This window comes from Arthrobacter sp. R4 (genome assembly GCF_051365025.1).
In the GTDB taxonomy this organism is placed as follows: Bacteria; Actinomycetota; Actinomycetes; order Actinomycetales; family Micrococcaceae; genus Arthrobacter.
The window spans coordinates 35,943-53,079 of the sequence record NZ_JBLWIJ010000008.1; the positions used below are offsets into that span (position 1 = coordinate 35,943).

The 17,137-nt window shown below is 64.5% G+C and carries 15 protein-coding genes; 8 read left to right on the plus strand and 7 right to left on the minus strand.

Annotated elements, in window-relative coordinates; all coding sequences use genetic code 11:
* Position 1: 1 nt before the first annotated feature.
* From ACLKOZ_RS04100 to ACLKOZ_RS04125, 6 genes are all read right to left on the minus strand, one after another.
* Positions 2–1,000 (minus strand): fumarylacetoacetate hydrolase family protein, encoded by a 999-nt coding sequence (locus tag ACLKOZ_RS04100; RefSeq protein ID WP_436473013.1) that lies wholly within the window; start codon positions 998–1,000, stop codon positions 2–4.
* A gap of 11 nt (positions 1,001–1,011) precedes the next feature.
* Entirely contained in the window at positions 1,012–2,091 is a 1,080-nt protein-coding gene (locus tag ACLKOZ_RS04105; RefSeq protein ID WP_436473014.1) for an amidohydrolase family protein, read from the minus strand.
* Positions 2,088–3,212 carry an FAD-dependent monooxygenase gene (locus ACLKOZ_RS04110; RefSeq protein WP_436473016.1) on the minus strand — a complete coding sequence of 375 codons (1,125 nt, stop codon included), beginning with the start codon at positions 3,210–3,212 and terminating at the stop codon, positions 2,088–2,090. The genes ACLKOZ_RS04105 and ACLKOZ_RS04110 overlap by 4 nt, the downstream gene beginning before the upstream one ends.
* A 76-nt stretch (positions 3,213–3,288) precedes the next feature.
* Positions 3,289–4,332: a cyclase family protein gene (locus ACLKOZ_RS04115; RefSeq protein ID WP_436473018.1), complete on the minus strand. Its 1,044-nt coding sequence runs from the start codon at positions 4,330–4,332 to the stop codon at positions 3,289–3,291.
* Positions 4,329–5,273 carry a fumarylacetoacetate hydrolase family protein gene (locus ACLKOZ_RS04120; RefSeq protein ID WP_436473020.1) on the minus strand — a complete coding sequence of 315 codons (945 nt, stop codon included), beginning with the start codon at positions 5,271–5,273 and terminating at the stop codon, positions 4,329–4,331. The genes ACLKOZ_RS04115 and ACLKOZ_RS04120 overlap by 4 nt, the downstream gene beginning before the upstream one ends.
* 6 nt (positions 5,274–5,279) lie before the next feature.
* Positions 5,280–6,299, minus strand: a complete 1,020-nt coding sequence (locus ACLKOZ_RS04125) for a VOC family protein (protein ID WP_337350579.1) — start codon at positions 6,297–6,299, stop codon at positions 5,280–5,282.
* Positions 6,300–6,537: 238 nt separating this feature from the next.
* Here ACLKOZ_RS04125 and ACLKOZ_RS04130 point away from each other — a divergent pair, with 238 nt between their 5' ends.
* The 3 genes from ACLKOZ_RS04130 (at position 6,538) to ACLKOZ_RS04140 (ending at position 10,219) form a co-directional block, all read left to right on the plus strand.
* Positions 6,538–7,320: an SDR family NAD(P)-dependent oxidoreductase gene (locus tag ACLKOZ_RS04130; protein ID WP_436473022.1), complete on the plus strand. Its 783-nt coding sequence runs from the start codon at positions 6,538–6,540 to the stop codon at positions 7,318–7,320.
* 87 nt (positions 7,321–7,407) lie between these two features.
* Positions 7,408–8,700 (plus strand): C-glycoside deglycosidase beta subunit domain-containing protein, encoded by a 1,293-nt coding sequence (locus ACLKOZ_RS04135; protein WP_436473024.1) that lies wholly within the window; start codon positions 7,408–7,410, stop codon positions 8,698–8,700.
* 40 nt (positions 8,701–8,740) lie between these two features.
* Positions 8,741–10,219, plus strand: a complete 1,479-nt coding sequence (locus ACLKOZ_RS04140) for a C-glycoside deglycosidase beta subunit domain-containing protein (RefSeq protein ID WP_436473026.1) — start codon at positions 8,741–8,743, stop codon at positions 10,217–10,219.
* A gap of 75 nt (positions 10,220–10,294) precedes the next feature.
* Here the strand turns inward: ACLKOZ_RS04140 and ACLKOZ_RS04145 are convergent, their stop codons facing one another.
* The gene (locus ACLKOZ_RS04145) at positions 10,295–11,239 is read right to left on the minus strand and encodes a LysR family transcriptional regulator (protein WP_436473028.1); all 945 of its coding nucleotides are present in this window, start codon (positions 11,237–11,239) and stop codon (positions 10,295–10,297) included.
* Positions 11,240–11,516: 277 nt separating this feature from the next.
* Here ACLKOZ_RS04145 and ACLKOZ_RS04150 point away from each other — a divergent pair, with 277 nt between their 5' ends.
* The 5 genes from ACLKOZ_RS04150 to ACLKOZ_RS04170 all read left to right on the plus strand — a co-directional run bounded on the left by ACLKOZ_RS04150 (position 11,517) and on the right by ACLKOZ_RS04170 (position 17,082).
* Complete coding sequence (locus ACLKOZ_RS04150) at positions 11,517–12,812, plus strand: ABC transporter substrate-binding protein (protein WP_436473030.1); 1,296 nt, start codon at positions 11,517–11,519, stop codon at positions 12,810–12,812.
* Positions 12,813–12,865: 53 nt separating this feature from the next.
* Positions 12,866–13,825 carry a carbohydrate ABC transporter permease gene (locus ACLKOZ_RS04155; protein ID WP_337345302.1) on the plus strand — a complete coding sequence of 320 codons (960 nt, stop codon included), beginning with the start codon at positions 12,866–12,868 and terminating at the stop codon, positions 13,823–13,825.
* A 2-nt stretch (positions 13,826–13,827) separates the two neighbouring features.
* On the plus strand, positions 13,828–14,664 hold the full coding sequence (locus ACLKOZ_RS04160; protein ID WP_337345303.1) for a carbohydrate ABC transporter permease: 837 nt from the start codon (positions 13,828–13,830) through the stop codon (positions 14,662–14,664).
* 85 nt (positions 14,665–14,749) lie between these two features.
* On the plus strand, positions 14,750–15,526 hold the full coding sequence (locus ACLKOZ_RS04165; protein ID WP_436473033.1) for a TIM barrel protein: 777 nt from the start codon (positions 14,750–14,752) through the stop codon (positions 15,524–15,526).
* On the plus strand, positions 15,523–17,082 hold the full coding sequence (locus tag ACLKOZ_RS04170; RefSeq protein ID WP_436473035.1) for a GMC oxidoreductase: 1,560 nt from the start codon (positions 15,523–15,525) through the stop codon (positions 17,080–17,082). Before ACLKOZ_RS04165 ends, ACLKOZ_RS04170 begins: the two co-directional genes overlap by 4 nt.
* The last annotated feature ends 55 nt before the right edge of the window (positions 17,083–17,137 follow it).

Sequence of the window (17,137 nt, forward strand, 5' to 3'; positions counted from 1 at the left end):
GCTAAATCCCGGACGTAGCCGCAGAGGCAACCCGGTTGCGTGGGCGGGGACGGGCCGGAATGCGGGTCACAGCTTCACGCCGTGGGCCTACGGTGTTCTCGATGCTGCCGATTCCTTCGATCGTCATGCGGACAACGTCGCCGGTCTTCAGCGGCGGGGGAGTCTTCGCGCCGTTCCGCCCCCAGAGCTCGGCGAGGCAGCCGCTGCCGCACGTTCCGGATCCCAGGACATCCCCTGGCCGCACCACGGAATCCTGGGAGGCGTAGGCAACGAGTTCGGCGAACGGCCAACCCATGTTGGAGAGCAGGTCCTGCCCGATGGTTTCGCCGTTTACTTCCACGGCCATGGAGATAGGCAGGAATCCCTCGGCGTCGTGCCGGTCCTCAAACTCGTCCGCGGTGACAATCCAGGGCCCCAGCGTGTTGGCGAAGTCCTTGCCCTTGCACGGGCCGAGGCTGACTTTCATCTCGCGGCGCTGCAGGTCGCGTGCGGACCAGTCGTTGAGGATGGTGTACCCGAAGATGTGCTCGTGTGCCCCTTCCGCCGTCAGGTTCCGGCCGTCGCTGCCGGGAACACGTCCGACGACGGCGGCCACCTCCGTTTCAAAGTCCAGCTCATCACAGCCCGCCGGAATACCGATCACCTCGCCGGGGCCCGTCACCGTGTGCGGATTCGTGAAGTAGAACGTGGGTGCCTCGTACCATTCGGGCAGAACGCCGGCCACGCCGTCGATGCTCTTCCGAACGCCTTCGACGTGTTCCTCGAACGCCACAAAGTCCCGGATGGTGGCGGGGACCAACGGGGCGACCAGTTGCACGTCGGCCAGTGGGAGAGGTGCGGCGGAAGCGATGGTTTCCCTGGCACGGGCCAGGGTTTCGGCAAGCCCGGCTTCGAGCAGGGTGTTGACGCCCTGGCCTGCGGGCAGTGCGTAGCAGTATCCGTCATCGACGAAGCCGGACTGCGTCGCGCCGTCGTGGTTCCAGCGTGCGATCTTGACCATTCGCGTGTTCCTTAGGCTGTGGGATGGGCGGTGAAGACTGAGGCGGGCGTGATGCCCAGCGCGGCGGCGTTACGTGCCAGGACCTTGGCTGCGTCGGCCGCGGACAGGCTTGCCGCACGCACTTCGGCCGCCGGGCTGTCGGAGCCCATATCGAACGGATAGTCCGAGCCCAGCAGCACCTGCTCTGGCCCTGCGGCCGCAACCAGTGCCCGGAGTTCGGCCGCGCTGTGGACCAGGGAGTCGAAGTACAACTTCTTCAGGTACCACGACGGCGGGTGGGCGCAGCCGTGCGCTTCCGGCCGGACCTTCCAGGCGTGGTCGGACCGGCCAAGGCTGGTGGGAAGGTAGCCGCCGCCGTGCGCGGCCAGCACTTTCAGGTCCGGGTGGCGGTCCAGGACGCCGCTGAAGATCAGGTGGGAGAGCGCCACCGCATTTTCGGCTGGCTGCGAGACGGTGTTGGCGAGGTAGTAGCGGTCCAGCCGTTCATCCAGCGAGCAACCGAAAGGATGCAGGAAGACAAGGGCGCCGAGCTCTTCGGCCCGGCTCCAGAACGGTTCCAGCCGTGGATCGGACAGTTCAACGGTGCTGCGGTCCGGATCGTGCGGGGTGGCGGCGAACGAGCCGATCTCGACGCCGAGCAGCCCGCATTCCAGGACTGCGTGCTCCAGCGCTTCGACCATCAGTGCAGGATGCTGCAGCGGGACCAGACCCAGGCCGTTGAGCCGTTCCGGGGCGCGGTCCACGAACTCACGGACGGCTTGGTTGGCTTGCCTGGCCACCTGCAGGGACAGTTCGACGCCGACGAAGTAGTAGAAGTGGGACGGCGACGGTGAGACGAGCTGTACGTCCACACCCTGACTGTCCATGTCCGCCAACCGACGGTCCAGATCGGTCAGCTGCGGCCAGCGTTCCTTGATCATCCGGCCCGAAGCGGCCAGGGATTCGGGTCCGTTGCGCCGCACTTCCAGGGCCTGTTGGGCGCCGAAGCCGCCGGGGTCGGCTTCGGCAACCAGCTGTTGCAGGGCCGGGAGGAGGATGTGGGCGTGGACGTCAACGGTGCGGGCCGGATCACTAACGGGATGCGCGCTCATGCGGGTTCCTTCAGCATGGTGGACAAGGAGTGCATGAGGCCGGGCACATCGGCGTCGCGGACGCCGTCGAGCATCCACTGGCCCAGCTGGACGGAGGCGTTGACCACTGCTTTGGCACGTTCCAGACGGCGGTCTGTGAACTCCTTCCAGAGAGTTTCGGTGACGTCCTCGGCATTGATGAGCAGTTCGGCCAGGACGGCCGCGTCCTCCAAGGCCATGGCTGCGCCCTGCGCCACCGTCGGTGGGCAGCTGTGCGCGGCATCGCCGATGATGACGGTGCGGCCACGGTTCCAACGGCCGTCCACCAGATGGGTGGTGAACCACGTGTAGTTGATGCGGGCGCTGTGGTCCAGATTGGCGCGGATCTCGTTCCAGGGGCCGCCGTACGCTGCGGCGAGTTCGGTCATGATGCGAGGGCCGTCCTCGTGCTTGCGCTCCTGGGCCTTCTCCACCAGGTAGGCGTAGATGGTGTCCGGACCTGTAGGGCAATAACCGGCGATGAAGCAGGGGCCGCCGTAGGTCAGGTCTGTGCGGACCACGTCCGCGGGCCGCTCAACGAAGGCGCGCCAGATGCCCATGCCGGTGGGCTGGGGCTCGACGTCGATGCCAATGGCTTTGCGGACGGCAGAGTGCAGGCCGTCGGCACCAATCAGGAGGTCGTAAGTGGCGGTGTCGCCGTCGGCGGTGCTTACGGTGACGGAACGGCCGTCGTCCGCTATCCCTGTGACGGTTTTGCCGTAGCTGATGCGGGCACCGGCCTGCTCGGCCCGTTCGCGGAGGATGGCTGTGAGGTCGGGGCGGTACATCCCCAGGGTGGCCGGAAGGTCGTCGCCGCCAGTACGGATGTCCTCCAGTACGGCCATGACGGTGCCGGCGGGGTCCGGGGCGCGCAGGCCGAGGGTGCTGAACGGGTAGCCCTTTGCCTCGATCTGCTCCCAAACACCGAGCTGGCGGAAGATTCGTAGGGCGTTCCCCTGCAGCGTGATTCCCGAGCCGACGGTCTGCGGGGTTTCGGCCTTCTCGAGGATTTCGACGTGGACTCCGGCGTCGGCCAGCAGGATGGCGGCGGTCAGTCCCGCGGCTCCCGCTCCGACGATTCCGACGTTCTGTACTGCTGCCATCGCTGACTCCTTTGTGTTGACGGCGTTACTGCTGGTGTCTGTTTGCTGCTGTTAACTGAAAGCTACCGGACTGTGTTTACCGGACGGCGATCGGGTTGACTGGGGAGCCCACGGCGCCGGTGATGGGGAGCGGCGCGGCGGTGAGCAGGAAGTCGTACCTGCCATCCGATGCGCATGCTTCCGCCAGGCCGTCCGGGTCCCACATTTCACCCAGGAACAGCCCCAGGTTGGGGATGGCGATCTGGTGGAGTGGCTGGAAAGCACCATCAAACTCGTTCGGACGGACTTCGAAGCCCCAGGTGTCGGTGGCGATTCCGGCGATTTCGCTGCGGTGCAGCCACGGCGCGGTGCTGAAGGACAGGCCCGGGGCAGACCCGCCGGCGTAGTCGCCCCAGCCGTCGCGGCGCACCCTGGTGTGCTGCCCGGTGCGGATCACCACGATGTCGCCGCGGCCCACCTTCGAGCTGGGTCCCTGCAGTTCAATGGTCCGCTGGAGGTGTTCCGGGGTGATGGCGAAACCGTCCGGCAGTTCGCCGTCGTTCCTTCCGAGCTCCGGCCCGAGGGCCCGACCGACGTCGAGCAGGACGCCGCGCGTGACGATTTTGGCCGCCGCGGTTTCGATGCCGGTCACCAGGTCGCCCTCAGAGGTGACCACGTCGCCGGCGGCCCGGCCGTTCCAGGCCTTACCCTGGTCGAAGATGTGGCCCAGCCCGTCCCACTGCGTGGAGCACTGCAACGGCATGGCGATGACGTCGTCCGCGCCGCCGAAACCGTGCGGGAATCCCTGGTTGCCGCGTTCAGCGTCCACTCCAGTGTCCGTCATGGTGTGGACGGGGTTGGTGCGGCGCCGCCAGCCCTTCTGCGGGCCGTTGGTGTCGAACGGCTGGGACAGCGAGAACGCTTCACCGCTTGTGACGAGGGCCGCAGCTTCGATCCGCTTGGCCGCGTCTATGAAGTTCAGTGTTCCCAGCACGTCGTCGGCACCCCAGCGGCCCCAGTTGTTGTGGGCTGCGGCCATAGCGCGGATGCTGCCCAGCGGGTCTTCACGCCGGATCACCGGAGAATCGTTTGATTGCACGGTACCGGTTTGGTCCGCCTGAGCGGTGTGCTGCGAAGTCACTGGACCTCGTCCTTGCAGTGGATCAGCTGGGTGCCCAGGCCGGTGATGGTGCCTTCCATGACGTCGCCGTCCTGGAGCAGCCGGCCCCAGTGCTGGCCGTTGCCGGCGGGGCTTCCGGTGAGGACCAGGTCGCCCGGGCGAAGCGGCATGATCTGGGAGGCCTCGCTGACCAGCTTGGCCACCCCAAAGATCATGTCTGAGGTGGATTCGTCCTGCATCGGCTTGCCGTTGAGCTTCAGCGTGACCTGGACGTCCTGTGGGTCGCCGAAGAACTTGGCGGGCACCAGCAGGGGTCCGGTGGGAAGGAAGCCGGGGGCGTTCTTGGCGCGGTACCAGTCTGAGCCGATCGCGGGCATGTCTTTGCGGAAGACGTACTCGCGGGTGGTGATGTCGTTGACCATGGTGTAGCCGAAGACGTAGTCCAGTGCCTCCTCCGGGGTGACCCGGAACGCCGTCTTGCCGATGACCGCTGCCAGTTCCAGCTCCCAGTCGTGGGATGTGGAGTAAGAGGGCAAGGTGAGGTCGTCAGTGGCGGACGCGATCGCCGTCGGCAGTCCGATGAAGAAGTACGGCGTGCCCTGGCCCGCGCGCTTGTCCATCATGGCCGCCGTCTTGGTGCGTACCTCTTGTTCGTCCTGGCCCGGTTCGCGGTGCGCGGCTGCCAGGTCGATCACGTGCTTGCGGTAGTTGGCTCCGGTCTGAAGCACCTGGACGGGTTCCACCGGGGCAAGGATTTCGACGTCGGCGGCTGCCAGGCCGGTGTCCCCGCCTGCCGATGCGGCGAGGGTGTCCAAGTGGTCTTCGGTGGTGTCCCAGTGCTCGATCAGGGAGTTGATGTCGCCGTCAAGCGGCAGGACCCGGCCGCCCACCAGCAGGCCGACGCGGGCCTTGCTGTCACCGGATTCCTGGAACCGGATGAGGGAATATGTCGCTTCAGGCATATTCCTTTAGCCCCGTCCCTGCTTGGCGTACGGGTTCAGGAGCGCCTCCTTCATCTCCGGGGATGCCCCTTCTTCGGTGGCGGTGAAGCCTTCGGCCGGAGGGAAGGACTCTGTCATGGAGTGCGGCATGGCGCCGTTCTTGTAGAAGTTGTTGGAGCCCAGGGACGGCTTCCAGGTGTTGGCTTCCCAGTCCGGGACGTAGTTGCGGTAGCCGCCGGAGTTGAGCTCCACCCGGAGGCCCGAGGGATCGCGGAAGTAAAGGAAGTTTTGCTCGCCCACGCCGTGGATGGAGGGGCCGTATTCCATCGGCGTGCCGTTTTCCATCATGACGTCCGCGGTCCGGAGCAGGTCCTCGGTGGCATCTACCCAGAAGGCGATGTGGTTGACGCGGCCGGCGCGGCTGGAGGTGTCCAGGACTACGCCGAGGTCATGGGACTTTTCGTTCGTGGTCAGTACCGAGAACACAGTGATTGGTGCTTCGTCCAAGTCAACGAACGCCATGACGCGGAAGCCAAGGGCCTCGTTGTACCACTTGGCGAAGCCCCGCACATCGGAGCTAGCCACGGTCACATGGTCCAGGAAACGGGGTGCTGCGGCGTGGCTGCTGCGGCGCTCGGGGCGGTCGGGGTAAGTGGATTCGAAGCCGGGCTCGGCGACGAACTTCTCCACGTCATAGAAGAGGCGCATCCGGTGGCCGTAGGGGCCGGTGAATTCGTAGGCCTTGCCGTAGCCGTGGCCGCCGGCGGTCCAGGTGCCCTGCACGCCTGTCGCTTCGACGCGCTGGGCCGCAGCCTCGAGGGCCGCCTGGGAGTTTGTCCGCCAGGCCATCCGGCCCAGGGATGCTTCAGGGCCTTCGGTAATGACAAGGCTGTAGCGGTAGTAGTCGCCCCAGCAGCGCAGGTAGACGTTGCCGTCCACGCGGTCAATGATGCGCATGCCGAACTTTTCCTCGTAGAACCGGGCTGACGCTTCGACGTCGGGGCTGGTGATCTCGAGGTGGGCAAGATGGGAGAGGGGAGTTTCCACGTTGAAGTCCTTCTGGGTTGCTGGCTGCGGTCGGTTTGGTGCAGGTCCTGTAACCACTGTGAACCAGCTCATGTATTTGGTGAAGAGGCGTTTACTGATATCTGGCATTTGTCTGGCAGATACACCGCAGCTGTTTCTGACTATCCGCGGGGCAAATACCACGTAGAACCGATCTGCCGTTCCTCGGAAGGAGCGTCCCTGCGAAACTCGACAGAAACGCCCTTCCGGAAGGACCTCCGTGCCTGTTCCCCAACTCCGCCTCGCTGGCAAGACCGCCGTCATCACCGGAACGGCCAGCGGCCAGGGCAGGGCCGCGGCGCTGGCCTTTGCCGAGGCGGGAGCCTACGTGGTCGGTTGCGATATGGACGACGACGGCGCCGCTGCCACGGTTGCGGCGGTCGCCGGATCGGGTGGCCGGATGAGCAGCAGCCGCGTGGACCTCACGGACGAGGCCGCCGTCGCTTCCTGGGCGCAGGACGTGGCAGCAACCCACGGACAGGTCCATATCCTGTATGCCAACGCTGCAGTCACCCGCTTCGCCCCGCTGGATCAGCTCACGTTCGCCGACTGGAAGTGGAATGTGGAGCATGAGATGGACGTGGTGTTCCTGCCGGTCAAATACTTCTGGCCCCAACTGATCCAGACGCCTGATGCCGCCATCGTGCTGGTGGGATCCACAGCAGGTGTCACCGGGTCCATGACCAATGGCCGGCTTGCCCACACGGCCACCAAGGGAGCCGTGGTGGCGATGACAAAGCAACTGGCGGCCGAAGGGGCTCCGCACGGGCTGCGGGTAAATGCCGTCAGTCCCGGAATGATCCGCACTGCGGCCACCGAAGGCAACCTCCTCGCCCCGGACCACCCTATGCGCACTATCGCCGGAAGCATCCCGTTGGGCCGGATCGGTTCGCCGGAGGAGGTCGCCAGATGCGCACTGTTCCTTGCCTCCGACGAAGCGTCGTACGTGACGGGCGCCAACCTGATGGTGGACGGCGGCTGGTCGGCGGTCCTTCCGGGTTAGTGGTTTAGTAGAATCTCAACAAACTTAGGTGTGAAAGTGACAGAATGCTGTTACGCTGGATTTTGCCCCTACAGAGAGTGAGCAATGATGCTTCTCGAGAGAGACCTCATCCAGTCCGTCGGATTCCGCAATGTCACCGAGGACGGACGTGTTACCGGCTTTCAGTTCCGGCTCCGCATGCCGTCCTACCGGGGCATGGCCGCCTCCCTTATTGACGGGGTTGCGGTTCGTGTGGGCGACATCATCGACGTCGGACCGGACGTTCCGCTCTGGACCTTCGGGGAGCGGACCTACACTCTGCACCAACTGTGGGGAAGCGACGGCGTCCGCTGGCCGCTGGAGGAGGCCGCAGTGGTCACTGTCCCCTTGGAGGGCGGCCTGCCGCAGGGCATCCATGAGCTATCCATCGAACTGCGCCTGCGCATGTCCTACATTCCCCTCGAGCACCAGCCCACAGTGCACCGCACCAGCCGCAAGGTGACGCTCTCGCCTGAAATCGGCGACGGCACTTTCCGCTACGGCGTCTCGCTCTACAGCTTCATGGGCGATTACGGAACGGTCATGGACCTGGAAACGGCGCTCGCAGCAGTCGCGGACGTGGGCGCCACCGGCGTCGAAATCCTCGGTGAGGGGCACGTTCCCCAGTACCCGGAGCCTTCTGCGGCCTGGATCGACAACTGGTTCAGCCTCCTGGAAAGGTACTCCCTGGAGCCCACGAATTACGGTTCCTGGATTGACACCCGGCTGCACCCGGGGAGGGCCATGACTGTTGCCGAGGGCGCCGAGGCGCTGCAGCGCGACCTGCGGCTCGCCCACCGGTTGGGTTTCGGCTTCGTGCGTCCCAAGATCGGCGTCGTCTCCAGCGATTTGGTGCCCGACCCGATCTGGACTGAATCCGTGGAACGCTCCCTTGACCTGGCGCATGAGCTGGGAGTCATCATTTGCCCCGAGATCCACTCACCGACGCCCATCAGGCACCCCGTGGTGGAGGACTACATCGGCCTCATCGAGCGGACCGGCACCAAGAACTTTGGCCTGCTCATCGACACCGGTATCTTCCAGGACCGCCCGATTCCCCTGCGGGAGGGCGAGACCCGCGAAACTCGGCCGCCCTTCCTGGACGGTATCGGTGTGGATCCGGCCGACTTCGCCGGCATCGCCCCCTACGTTGTGTTCATCCAAGCCAAGTTCCACGACATTAACGACCAGCTCGAAGACCAGCAAATCCCCTGGCGGCCCGTCCTCCAGAGCCTCAAGGACGCCGGCTACACCGGCTACCTCTCCAGCGAATACGAAGGCGAACGCACACCTTGGCGCTCCATCGAGCAGGTTCGCCGCCAACATGCCCTGATCCGGCGCATCGCCGGCGAACTTGCCTGACCCACCTCACCCGACCTCTCCACCAGCAAAGAGAGAAACCATGCCAAACGGACTTCTTGACGATTCCAGCCTGCGCACGCACCCCGAAGGCTTCGCCCTGGCACTGACCATCCCGTGGTACCGCAGCCTCTGGCTCTCCTCGGTGTCCTCGCTCCGGCTCATGGTCGATGGCCAGGAAGTTCCTTTCGAGGAGCTTTCCCTGGAACTTGGAGGCGTCCGCTATGCGCTGGCGGACCTGCCGGCCCAAAGCGACACGCTCTGGTACCTCCAGGAGCATCCGCTGCTCATCGCACCAAGGGACACCCCGCTGTCCCTTGGTGAGCGGCACCAGATTCAACTCATGGGGGAACTGCGGCTGCCCTACATGCAGATTGCGCCGGGCCAGGACGGAGGTCCCGGCATATACGTCCCGAACTTCGTCAACCAGACCCTGGAGCTCACTGTGACGGACAGCGCAGCGCCTGCGCCCGAACTCACGACATCCCTCACGCCGGCTCCACCAAAAGCCGAGGATGATCCCTTCTCGCTGGGACTCACGCTCTACTCGGCAAGCGCGGAATTCCGGGCAGGCTGGTATGACTTCGACGGCCTGCTCAACCGTGTGGCTGAGCTGGGCATCGGTCCCGGGATCGAAATCGTGGCCTCCCAGGTCCTGCCCACGTATCCCAAGGTGACAGATGACTTCGCCCGCTCGTGGCAGGCGGCCTTCGACAAGCATGGCTTCGTGGCCAGTTCTTTCGGCGCCAACCTGGACATGGGCCGCCGCCGCGACCGTGACATGACCCCGGATGAGGAATACGAGTTCACCCAAACGCTGTTCCACGGCGCCAAGAGGTTGGGCTTCCCCCTTGTTCGCATCCAGAGCGCCAAGCCTGAGCTGCTCCGACGGCTCCTGCCGCTCGCCGAGGACCTTGAGCTCAAGCTTGCCTATGAGATCCATGCGCCGCTGGGGCCCAACTCGCCGGAGATCATGAAAGTCCGCGAGGTCTACGCCGACCTCGACTCCCCGCTCCTGGGCTTCGTGGCTGACTTCTCCTCCACCATGCACAGCATGTCCCCCACGCTCCTGCGTGCTGTCCGCCGGGCCGGTCTGGACCACGAAGCCGTCCAAACGCTACAGGCGATCTGGGCCACCGACGCGCCGATGCGCGCGCGGCAGGAGGATTTCATCGGTTATCTCCGCGGACGGGACTTTGATCCTGCACGCCTTGGTTCCTTCGCCCATTTGGCCTTCAATATGCATGGCCATGTCAGCCCGAAGGAGTGGGCGGACATCATGCCCCAGATCATGCATGTCCACGCGAAGTTCTACGACATTGACGAGCAGGGCAATGAGCCCGCGATTGACTACCCGGAACTGGTCCGCGTATTTGTCGAAGGGGGCTACCGGGGCTTCTGGTCCAGCGAGTGGGAAGGGCATGCCTTCGCCGAGCTTGGTGAAGTGGATCCGCTGCTGCTGGTGCGGAAGCAGCACGACCTCATCCGCAGCAGCATGCGGGCTGCGCTCATGAGTGCCTAAGTGCCCCGCCTGGCCGGTAATGGCCCTGTGGAAGGCTGATGCCCGGCTGGTGAAATCCAGCCGGGCATCAGTGTTTTAAGGCACGTTTTCTGCTGCGGCGGCAGCCACGATGCCGGCCGCCTCCTCAAAGAGGCTACGCATCCACTCATGTTCCGAATCCCGGTTGTGCACGGGGTGCCACCACAGGGCGTTGACCAACGGGGTCGCATCAAAGGGCAGCGGCAGTACCCTTATTCCGCCCAGTTGAAGGGCGAAGGGAGCAAGTGCCGCCTGGATGAGTCCGATCCGCTGTGTTCCGACGACGAAGTGGGGCAATGAGAGGAAGCTCTCCACCACCACTTCAACCCGGGGTTCTATGCCCAGCTGCTGGATCTGGCGTTCGGCCGAGGTGAATGCCGAGCGTGACTGGTAGGACATGACCCAGGGAAGTTCTGCCACGTTTTCCATGGTGACCTGATCGCCGACAGCCTCGTTGGACGTGGAAACGACAGCCACCCAGCCGTCCCTCCAAAGGTCCAGGTAGGGGAGTCCGGTGAGGAACCCGTGGGGCAGCACCATACCGTCCACTGAGCGCAGGCGGTTGGCGGCGTCTTCGACCACCATTGGGTTGTGGAGCATGTACCTGAACCGGACGCCGGGGGCCCGCTCGGCAGCGAGTTCGGATGCGACGCGGCCGATGGTGGTGAAGCCGTAGTCCGAGCCGTAGATGGAGAACTCGCGTTCGGACTCGGTGGGCTCCCACGTGGCCTGGCTCTCGAACACCCGGCGGGCGGCCTCAAGCGCGGTTGTGGTGTGTTCGGCCAGGCGCAGCGCAAAGGGTGTGAGTTCGTAGGCATTGCCGCGGCGGGCCAGGATGGGGTCGCCGAAGTGGGAACGGAGCCGTGCGAGCGAGGCGCTGAGGGCCGGCTGGCTGAGGTGAAGCCGTTCGGCCGCCCTCGTGACGCTGCGCTCAGTAATCAGGGCATCAAGCGAAATGAGCAGGTTGAGGTCCAGCCGGGAAAGAAGGGCGGAATTTGTCACGGCGCGGCGATCCTTCGAAGAGGAATTCTGTCAGGCCAGTCTATCAGTGCGGTCGATATCCAGAGGAAATTCCATCATTATTCTTGATGCGCCTGAGGGAGCCCGGGGGACGAGTTGGCGCGCCCCTGCTCCTCCCCTGCCGATATGCGCGCCTCGGCGGAACTTATGTCTCGTATAGCAAAGACTTATGTGCTTTTTCGGCACATCTCCTGCATACTGATGAGTGACCGGGGTCACGGCTCCCGGATTTTCGACAACGAAGTCAGAAAGGCTGGACATGACACAGCACAGTCGCTTTTCGGGCCTGAAGGTCGGCGCCCTCGCCGTCCCCACAGCCGCAGCCCTCATCCTTACCGGATGTTCCGGTTCCACCGGAGGCAACACTGCCACGGCGGGAGCCCAGGAGTTTTCCCTCTCCTTTGCCACCTCTAACACCATCGAGAGCCCGTTCCAGACGCTGGGCGAGAAGTACATGGAAACCCACCCGGACGTGAAGATCACCTTCAACCCGCAGCCGAACGATTCCTACGACCAGACCCTGCGGACCCAGCTCCAAGCCGGCAATGCATCCGACGTTGTAGTGACTTCTCCCGGTTCGGGCACCGGCCGCAGCATCCTGCCGCTGGTTCAGGCCGGATTCCTGGAGCCACTGGATGATGCCGCGAAGGCGCTCGTACCCGAGGGCAGCGAAGCCCTCTTCGGCACGGATGGAAAAGTCTACGGCCAAGCACCGGAAATCACGGTGGTTGGATTGGTGGCCAACGAAACAGCCGCTAAAGCAGCTGGCATTTCTGACTTCCCGTCAGACTTCGCGGCCCTCGAGGGCGAATGCAGGTCGCTCGCATCCGCCGGCAAGTCGTTCATCGCACTCGCCGGCTCCGCTGCTCCAAACACCGGCCTGATGGCAATGTCCCTGGCTGCGTCCCGCGTCTACGCCGAGGACCCGAAGTGGAACGAAAAGCGTGCCGCCAAGGAAACCACCTTCGCCGGGTCTGATGGGTGGAAAGCCTCCCTTGAGGCGGTCACCAAGCTCAATGATGCGGGCTGCTTCCAGAAGGGCGCTGCAGGTGCCGGGTTCGACGCGATCACCAAGGGCCTCGCCAGTGGAACATCGGTTGCCGGCTTTATCCCGGGCCCCAGCTGGAAGCAGTTGAAGACCGCGGCCGCCGACTCGGATTTCGCTGTGCGCGCGCTCCCGGCGGAGAACGGCTCGGACAAGGGCTTCGTTTACGCCAGCGCGAACTACGCGTTTTCCATCAACGCAGCGTCCAAGAACAAGGATGCCGCCCAGGCGTTCCTTGACTGGGCTGCCGAGCCTGAGCAGACCAAGGCCTTCGCGGAAATCGACGGTGCCCTGCCTGTCACCGGCCTGGACAACTACGATTTCAGCGCAGGTGCCTACGAGAACGTCGGCGATCTCATCAAGGACGGAAAGTACGGCCCGCTGCCGAACAGCCAGTGGCCCAACTCCGCTGTCTATGACGCCCTCGCAACCGGCGTCCAGGGTCTGATCACCGGACAGAAGAACGCTGACCAGGTACTTCAGGCCATGGACGCAGCCTGGGGACAGTGACAGTTTCAGATCACCAAAGTTCCGACCACTCAAAGGGACAAGCAAGGACTACCATGACTGCGACGATGCAACCGAAAAGCGAAGCAGCTAAAGCACCCCTGCGAGGCAGGCGCGTTCCGGGGACGGGCGGGAAGACCCGTCCCCGGGGCGCGGGCCTGCAGTTGGGGCATTGGTGGTGGGCGTTGCCAGGGATTGTCCTGGTTATCGCCATCCACTACGTGGCAACGGGTATCGGCGGCTTCTTCGCATTCACCAACTGGACAGGCATCGGCTCGTTCAAAATTGTGGGCTGGCAGAACTTCGAGGCCATCTTCAAGGACCCCACCAAACTCGGTGCCCTGACGAACACGCTGTTTCTGGCCTTTGGGTCGGTCTTCCTCGGCAACGTCGGCGGTCTCGTTATCGCCCTCGGCCTCAACCGAATGCTGAAGACACGGTATATCCTCCGCACCCTCTTCTTTATGCCCGTGGTGCTCAGCCCGCTGGCCACTGCCTACGTCTGGAAGTACATCTTCGACTTCGACGGCCCCATCAACGTCTTCCTCACCTCGATCGGCGCCGGCGACCTCGCCAAGCCATGGCTCGCTGACCCAGAGTGGGCCATCTGGACAGTCCTGGTAGTGCTTGTCTGGGGGTCCACCGGCTTTGCCATGGTGATCTTTATGGCCGGACTTGCCAGCGTCCCGGTGGAAGTCGAGGAGGCAGCCGCCATCGACGGCGCCAACCTGTGGCAGCGCTTTACCAACGTCACGCTGCCGGCCATCCGCCCCGCTATCGCCATTGCCACAACATTGGGAATCGTCCAGGGGCTGCGGGTCTTCGATCCCATCATGGCCCTGACAAACGGAGGACCTGCCGGCGCAACCGAAACCCTGGCCACCCAGGTCTACAAACAGGCGTTTGCGCTCGGCAACTTCGGCGGCGGTGCCGCCCTTGCCCTCGTGCTGGCCGCCATCATCCTGTTCTTCGCCGTCATCCAGCAACGGCTGACGCGATCGAACCCGGAGGACTAAGAATGTTCCGCTACACCAAACTCACACTGCTCCGCGAGATTGGCCTCTGGGCCCTGGCGCTGACCTTCCTCGCCCCGTTTTACTTCCTGGTGACCACCGCCCTGAAGCCGGACAGCGAGATGTACACCACCTCGCCCCTTGCGCTCCCGAAGAACCCGGACTTCAGCAACTTCGTGGCCGTCCTGACGGCCCAGGGCAACTCCAACGTGGTGATGGGCCTCGTGAACAGCATCATCATCACCGCCGGAAGCATCGTCGGGCTGATCGCCCTGGGTTCGATCACCGGCTACGTCATCTCCCGCAGCACCCGCCGCTGGAGCAAAGGCATGTACTACCTCTTCCTGATCGCGATCATCCTGCCCGGCCAGCTCGGTGCGGTGCCGCTTTACATGGGGGCACGGTCCCTGGGCCTCACCGGCTCGGCGTGGGGCCTGATTATCCTGTACACCGGCATGCTCCTGCCGTTGTCCATCTTCCTGTATTCAAACTTCTTCCGCGGGTTGGGTACCGACTATGAGGAAGCGGCAACCATTGACGGCGCCAGCAGGTCGCAGATCTTCTCGAAGGTGGTGCTTCCCATGATGGCCCCCGCCACGGGGACAGTGGTCATCTTCGCGGGCCTCATCGTGTGGAATGACTTCTTCACCTCGCTGATCTTCCTGGGCGGCTCCGCCAACCAGACGCTGCCGGTGGCGATGTACTACTACATCGGGTCCCTGGTCTCGGAGTGGAACTCGATCTTCGCGATTGTGATCGTGTCCATGATCCCCATCCTGGTGCTGTTCCTTTTCGCGCAGAAAAGGTTCATCCAAGGCTTCTCCGGCGGCCTGAAGGGCTGACGCAACGGCTGGTAACCGCGAATCGTTTGACGCGTTTCGTGGCGATTTTCTACACCCTAAAACCCCTAGATTCCAGGAGATACCCATGTTCCAACTTTCGCCGAATATCGACCTTTTGTTCGCCGAAGCGGGCGAAAGTGCTGCGGATCGGGTCCGTGCCGCAGCGGCCGCAGGCTTTGACGCCGTCGAGATGTGGGGCCCCACGGGCAAGGACATTCCGGCCCTCAAGGCCGCCCTGGAGGAGACCGGCGTCCAGCTCACTGCCCAGCTCGCCGAGCCCCGCATGCAGTTCATGATCCCGCCACGCAACCACGAGCCGTTCTACGAGGGCCTCGAGGCTGGAGTAGCGGTGGCGCAGCAGTTGGGCTGCCCCCGCATTGTGGTGGGCAGCGGTACGGGCTTTGGCGGACGGAAGCGGCAGGACCAGCTCGACGAACTGATCGAGATTTTCTCCCGCGGGGTGGCCCACATCGAAGGGTCCGGCATCACGCTGGTTCTCGAACCCGTCAATGTCCGGGTAGACCATCCCGGCGCCCTGCTTGACCGGACCTCCGAGGCGGTCTACATCGCCCGGGGAGTTGACTCGCCGAACTTCGGCGTACTCTACGACCTCTACCACTCCACCGTCGAAGGCGAGGATGTCGCCGTCGAGCTCGCCAACGCAGGTGACCTCATCCGCTACGTTCAGATCGCCGACACTCCGGGGCGCGGGGAGCCGGGTTCCGGATCCATCGACTGGCCTGCCCGGCTCGCTGACCTGCGGACCAGTGGCTACACCGGCCCCATTGGGCTGGAGTACTACCCCACCATCGACTCGGCAAAGTCGGTCCGCTACATCCAGGAACTGGTGGCCGGATCGTGAGCCACAGGAGGTACCCCGGCTCCGTCGACGTAGCCATTGTGGGCAGCGGCCCGACGGCGTCAGCCTACGCGCGGATCCTCAGTGAGGAAGCGCCGGGCGCCAGTATCGCGATGTTCGAAGTGGGTCCAACCGTCAGTAATCCGCCGGGCGCCCACGTGAAAAACATTGAGGATGCGGAGCGGCTCGGCTTCGCCCAGCGTGCCTCCGAAGGACCCGGGGCCGGCGCGAAGACGGTGAACTCGCCGGGAGCCGTGAAAAGCGGTGACCGGCTCGCCCGGCCGGGAACTTTCCTCCTGCAGGAAGGCTTCGCCTTTCCGGGCGAAGATGGACTTCCCGTTGCGGCCATGTCCAGCAACGTGGGCGGCATGGCCGCACACTGGACCGCGGCATGCCCCCGCCCGGGCGGGAGGGAACGCATCGACTTCCTCCCGGACCTGGACAGCCTCCTGGACGACGCCGGCCGGCTGCTTGGCGTGACCACCCACGCCTTCGACGGCGCGCCGTTCTCGGAAATCGTCCTGGAGCGACTCTCCGCCGCGGTGGACGAGGGGCGGGAGCCGGACTTTCGTGTCCAGCCAATGCCCCTCGCCGTCCACCGGCGCGAGGACGGCCGCCTCGTGTGGTCCGGCGCCGACGTCGTCCTTGGCGACGTAACCCGCGAAAACCCCAACTTTGAGCTCTTCGACGAGTCGCTGGTGACGCGCGTGCTGCTTGAGGACGGCAGGGCTGCCGGCATCGAAGTCAAGAGCCGGCGCACGGGCGAAACCCATCAGGTGGCCGCCCGCATGGTGGTAGTGGGCGCGGATGCGCTTCGTACGCCGCAGCTGCTGTGGGCTTCGGGAATTCGGCCCGACGCGTTGGGCCGGTACCTCAATGACCAGTCGCAGGTGGTGTTCGCCAGCAGGCTACGCGATGTTACGGCTGGCAAGGGGTTGGCGGGTGCCGCCGGTGCGCTCCAAGGGCAAAGCGGCGTGGCCTGGGTACCCTACACCGACGAGATGCCCTTCCATGGCCAGATCATGCAACTGGACGCCTCACCTGTTCCGGTGGCCGAGGACGACCCCATTGTCCCGGGCTCGATTGTGGGACTGGGGCTGTTCTGCGCCAAGGACCTCCAAAGGGAAGACCGCGTGGCCTTCGACGACGCGTCCCTGGACGCCTATGGGATGCCCGCCATGCGCCTCCACTACCGCCTGACGGAACGGGACCAGGACGTGCTGGAACGCGCCAAGCAGGAGATTGTCCGACTGGGCAAGGCGGTGGGCGAACCCCTCGACGAACGTCCGTTCGTCCTCCCGCCGGGAGCGTCGCTGCACTATCAGGGAACCACCCGGATGGGCGCAGCGGACGACGGCGGGAGCGTGTGTTCGCCCGACAGCCAGGTCTGGGACGTCCCCGGCCTCTTTGTGGCCGGCAATGGCGTCATCCCTACGTCCACGGCGTGCAATCCCACGCTGACGGCTGTGGCCCTTGCGGTCAAAGGCGCACGAAAAGTCGCCAAAGACCTCAACAGTCCTTTACTTATGTCTGAATTAGACAATAGAATGATTAAATAATGAAGAAGTGGCCGATGGCTGCACTTCAGCGCCAGGCAAAGACAAGGAGGTCTCG

Coding starts and splice junctions, on each gene's coding strand:
- ACLKOZ_RS04100 (WP_436473013.1), bottom strand. CDS start 1,000: ATGGTCAAGATCGCACGCTGGAACCACGACGGCGCGACGCAGTCCGGC.
- ACLKOZ_RS04105 (WP_436473014.1), bottom strand. CDS start 2,091: ATGAGCGCGCATCCCGTTAGTGATCCGGCCCGCACCGTTGACGTCCAC.
- ACLKOZ_RS04110 (WP_436473016.1), bottom strand. CDS start 3,212: ATGGCAGCAGTACAGAACGTCGGAATCGTCGGAGCGGGAGCCGCGGGA.
- ACLKOZ_RS04120 (WP_436473020.1), bottom strand. CDS start 5,273: ATGCCTGAAGCGACATATTCCCTCATCCGGTTCCAGGAATCCGGTGAC.
- ACLKOZ_RS04135 (WP_436473024.1), top strand. CDS start 7,408: ATGCTTCTCGAGAGAGACCTCATCCAGTCCGTCGGATTCCGCAATGTC.
- ACLKOZ_RS04140 (WP_436473026.1), top strand. CDS start 8,741: ATGCCAAACGGACTTCTTGACGATTCCAGCCTGCGCACGCACCCCGAA.
- ACLKOZ_RS04150 (WP_436473030.1), top strand. CDS start 11,517: ATGACACAGCACAGTCGCTTTTCGGGCCTGAAGGTCGGCGCCCTCGCC.
- ACLKOZ_RS04155 (WP_337345302.1), top strand. CDS start 12,866: ATGACTGCGACGATGCAACCGAAAAGCGAAGCAGCTAAAGCACCCCTG.
- ACLKOZ_RS04160 (WP_337345303.1), top strand. CDS start 13,828: ATGTTCCGCTACACCAAACTCACACTGCTCCGCGAGATTGGCCTCTGG.
- ACLKOZ_RS04165 (WP_436473033.1), top strand. CDS start 14,750: ATGTTCCAACTTTCGCCGAATATCGACCTTTTGTTCGCCGAAGCGGGC.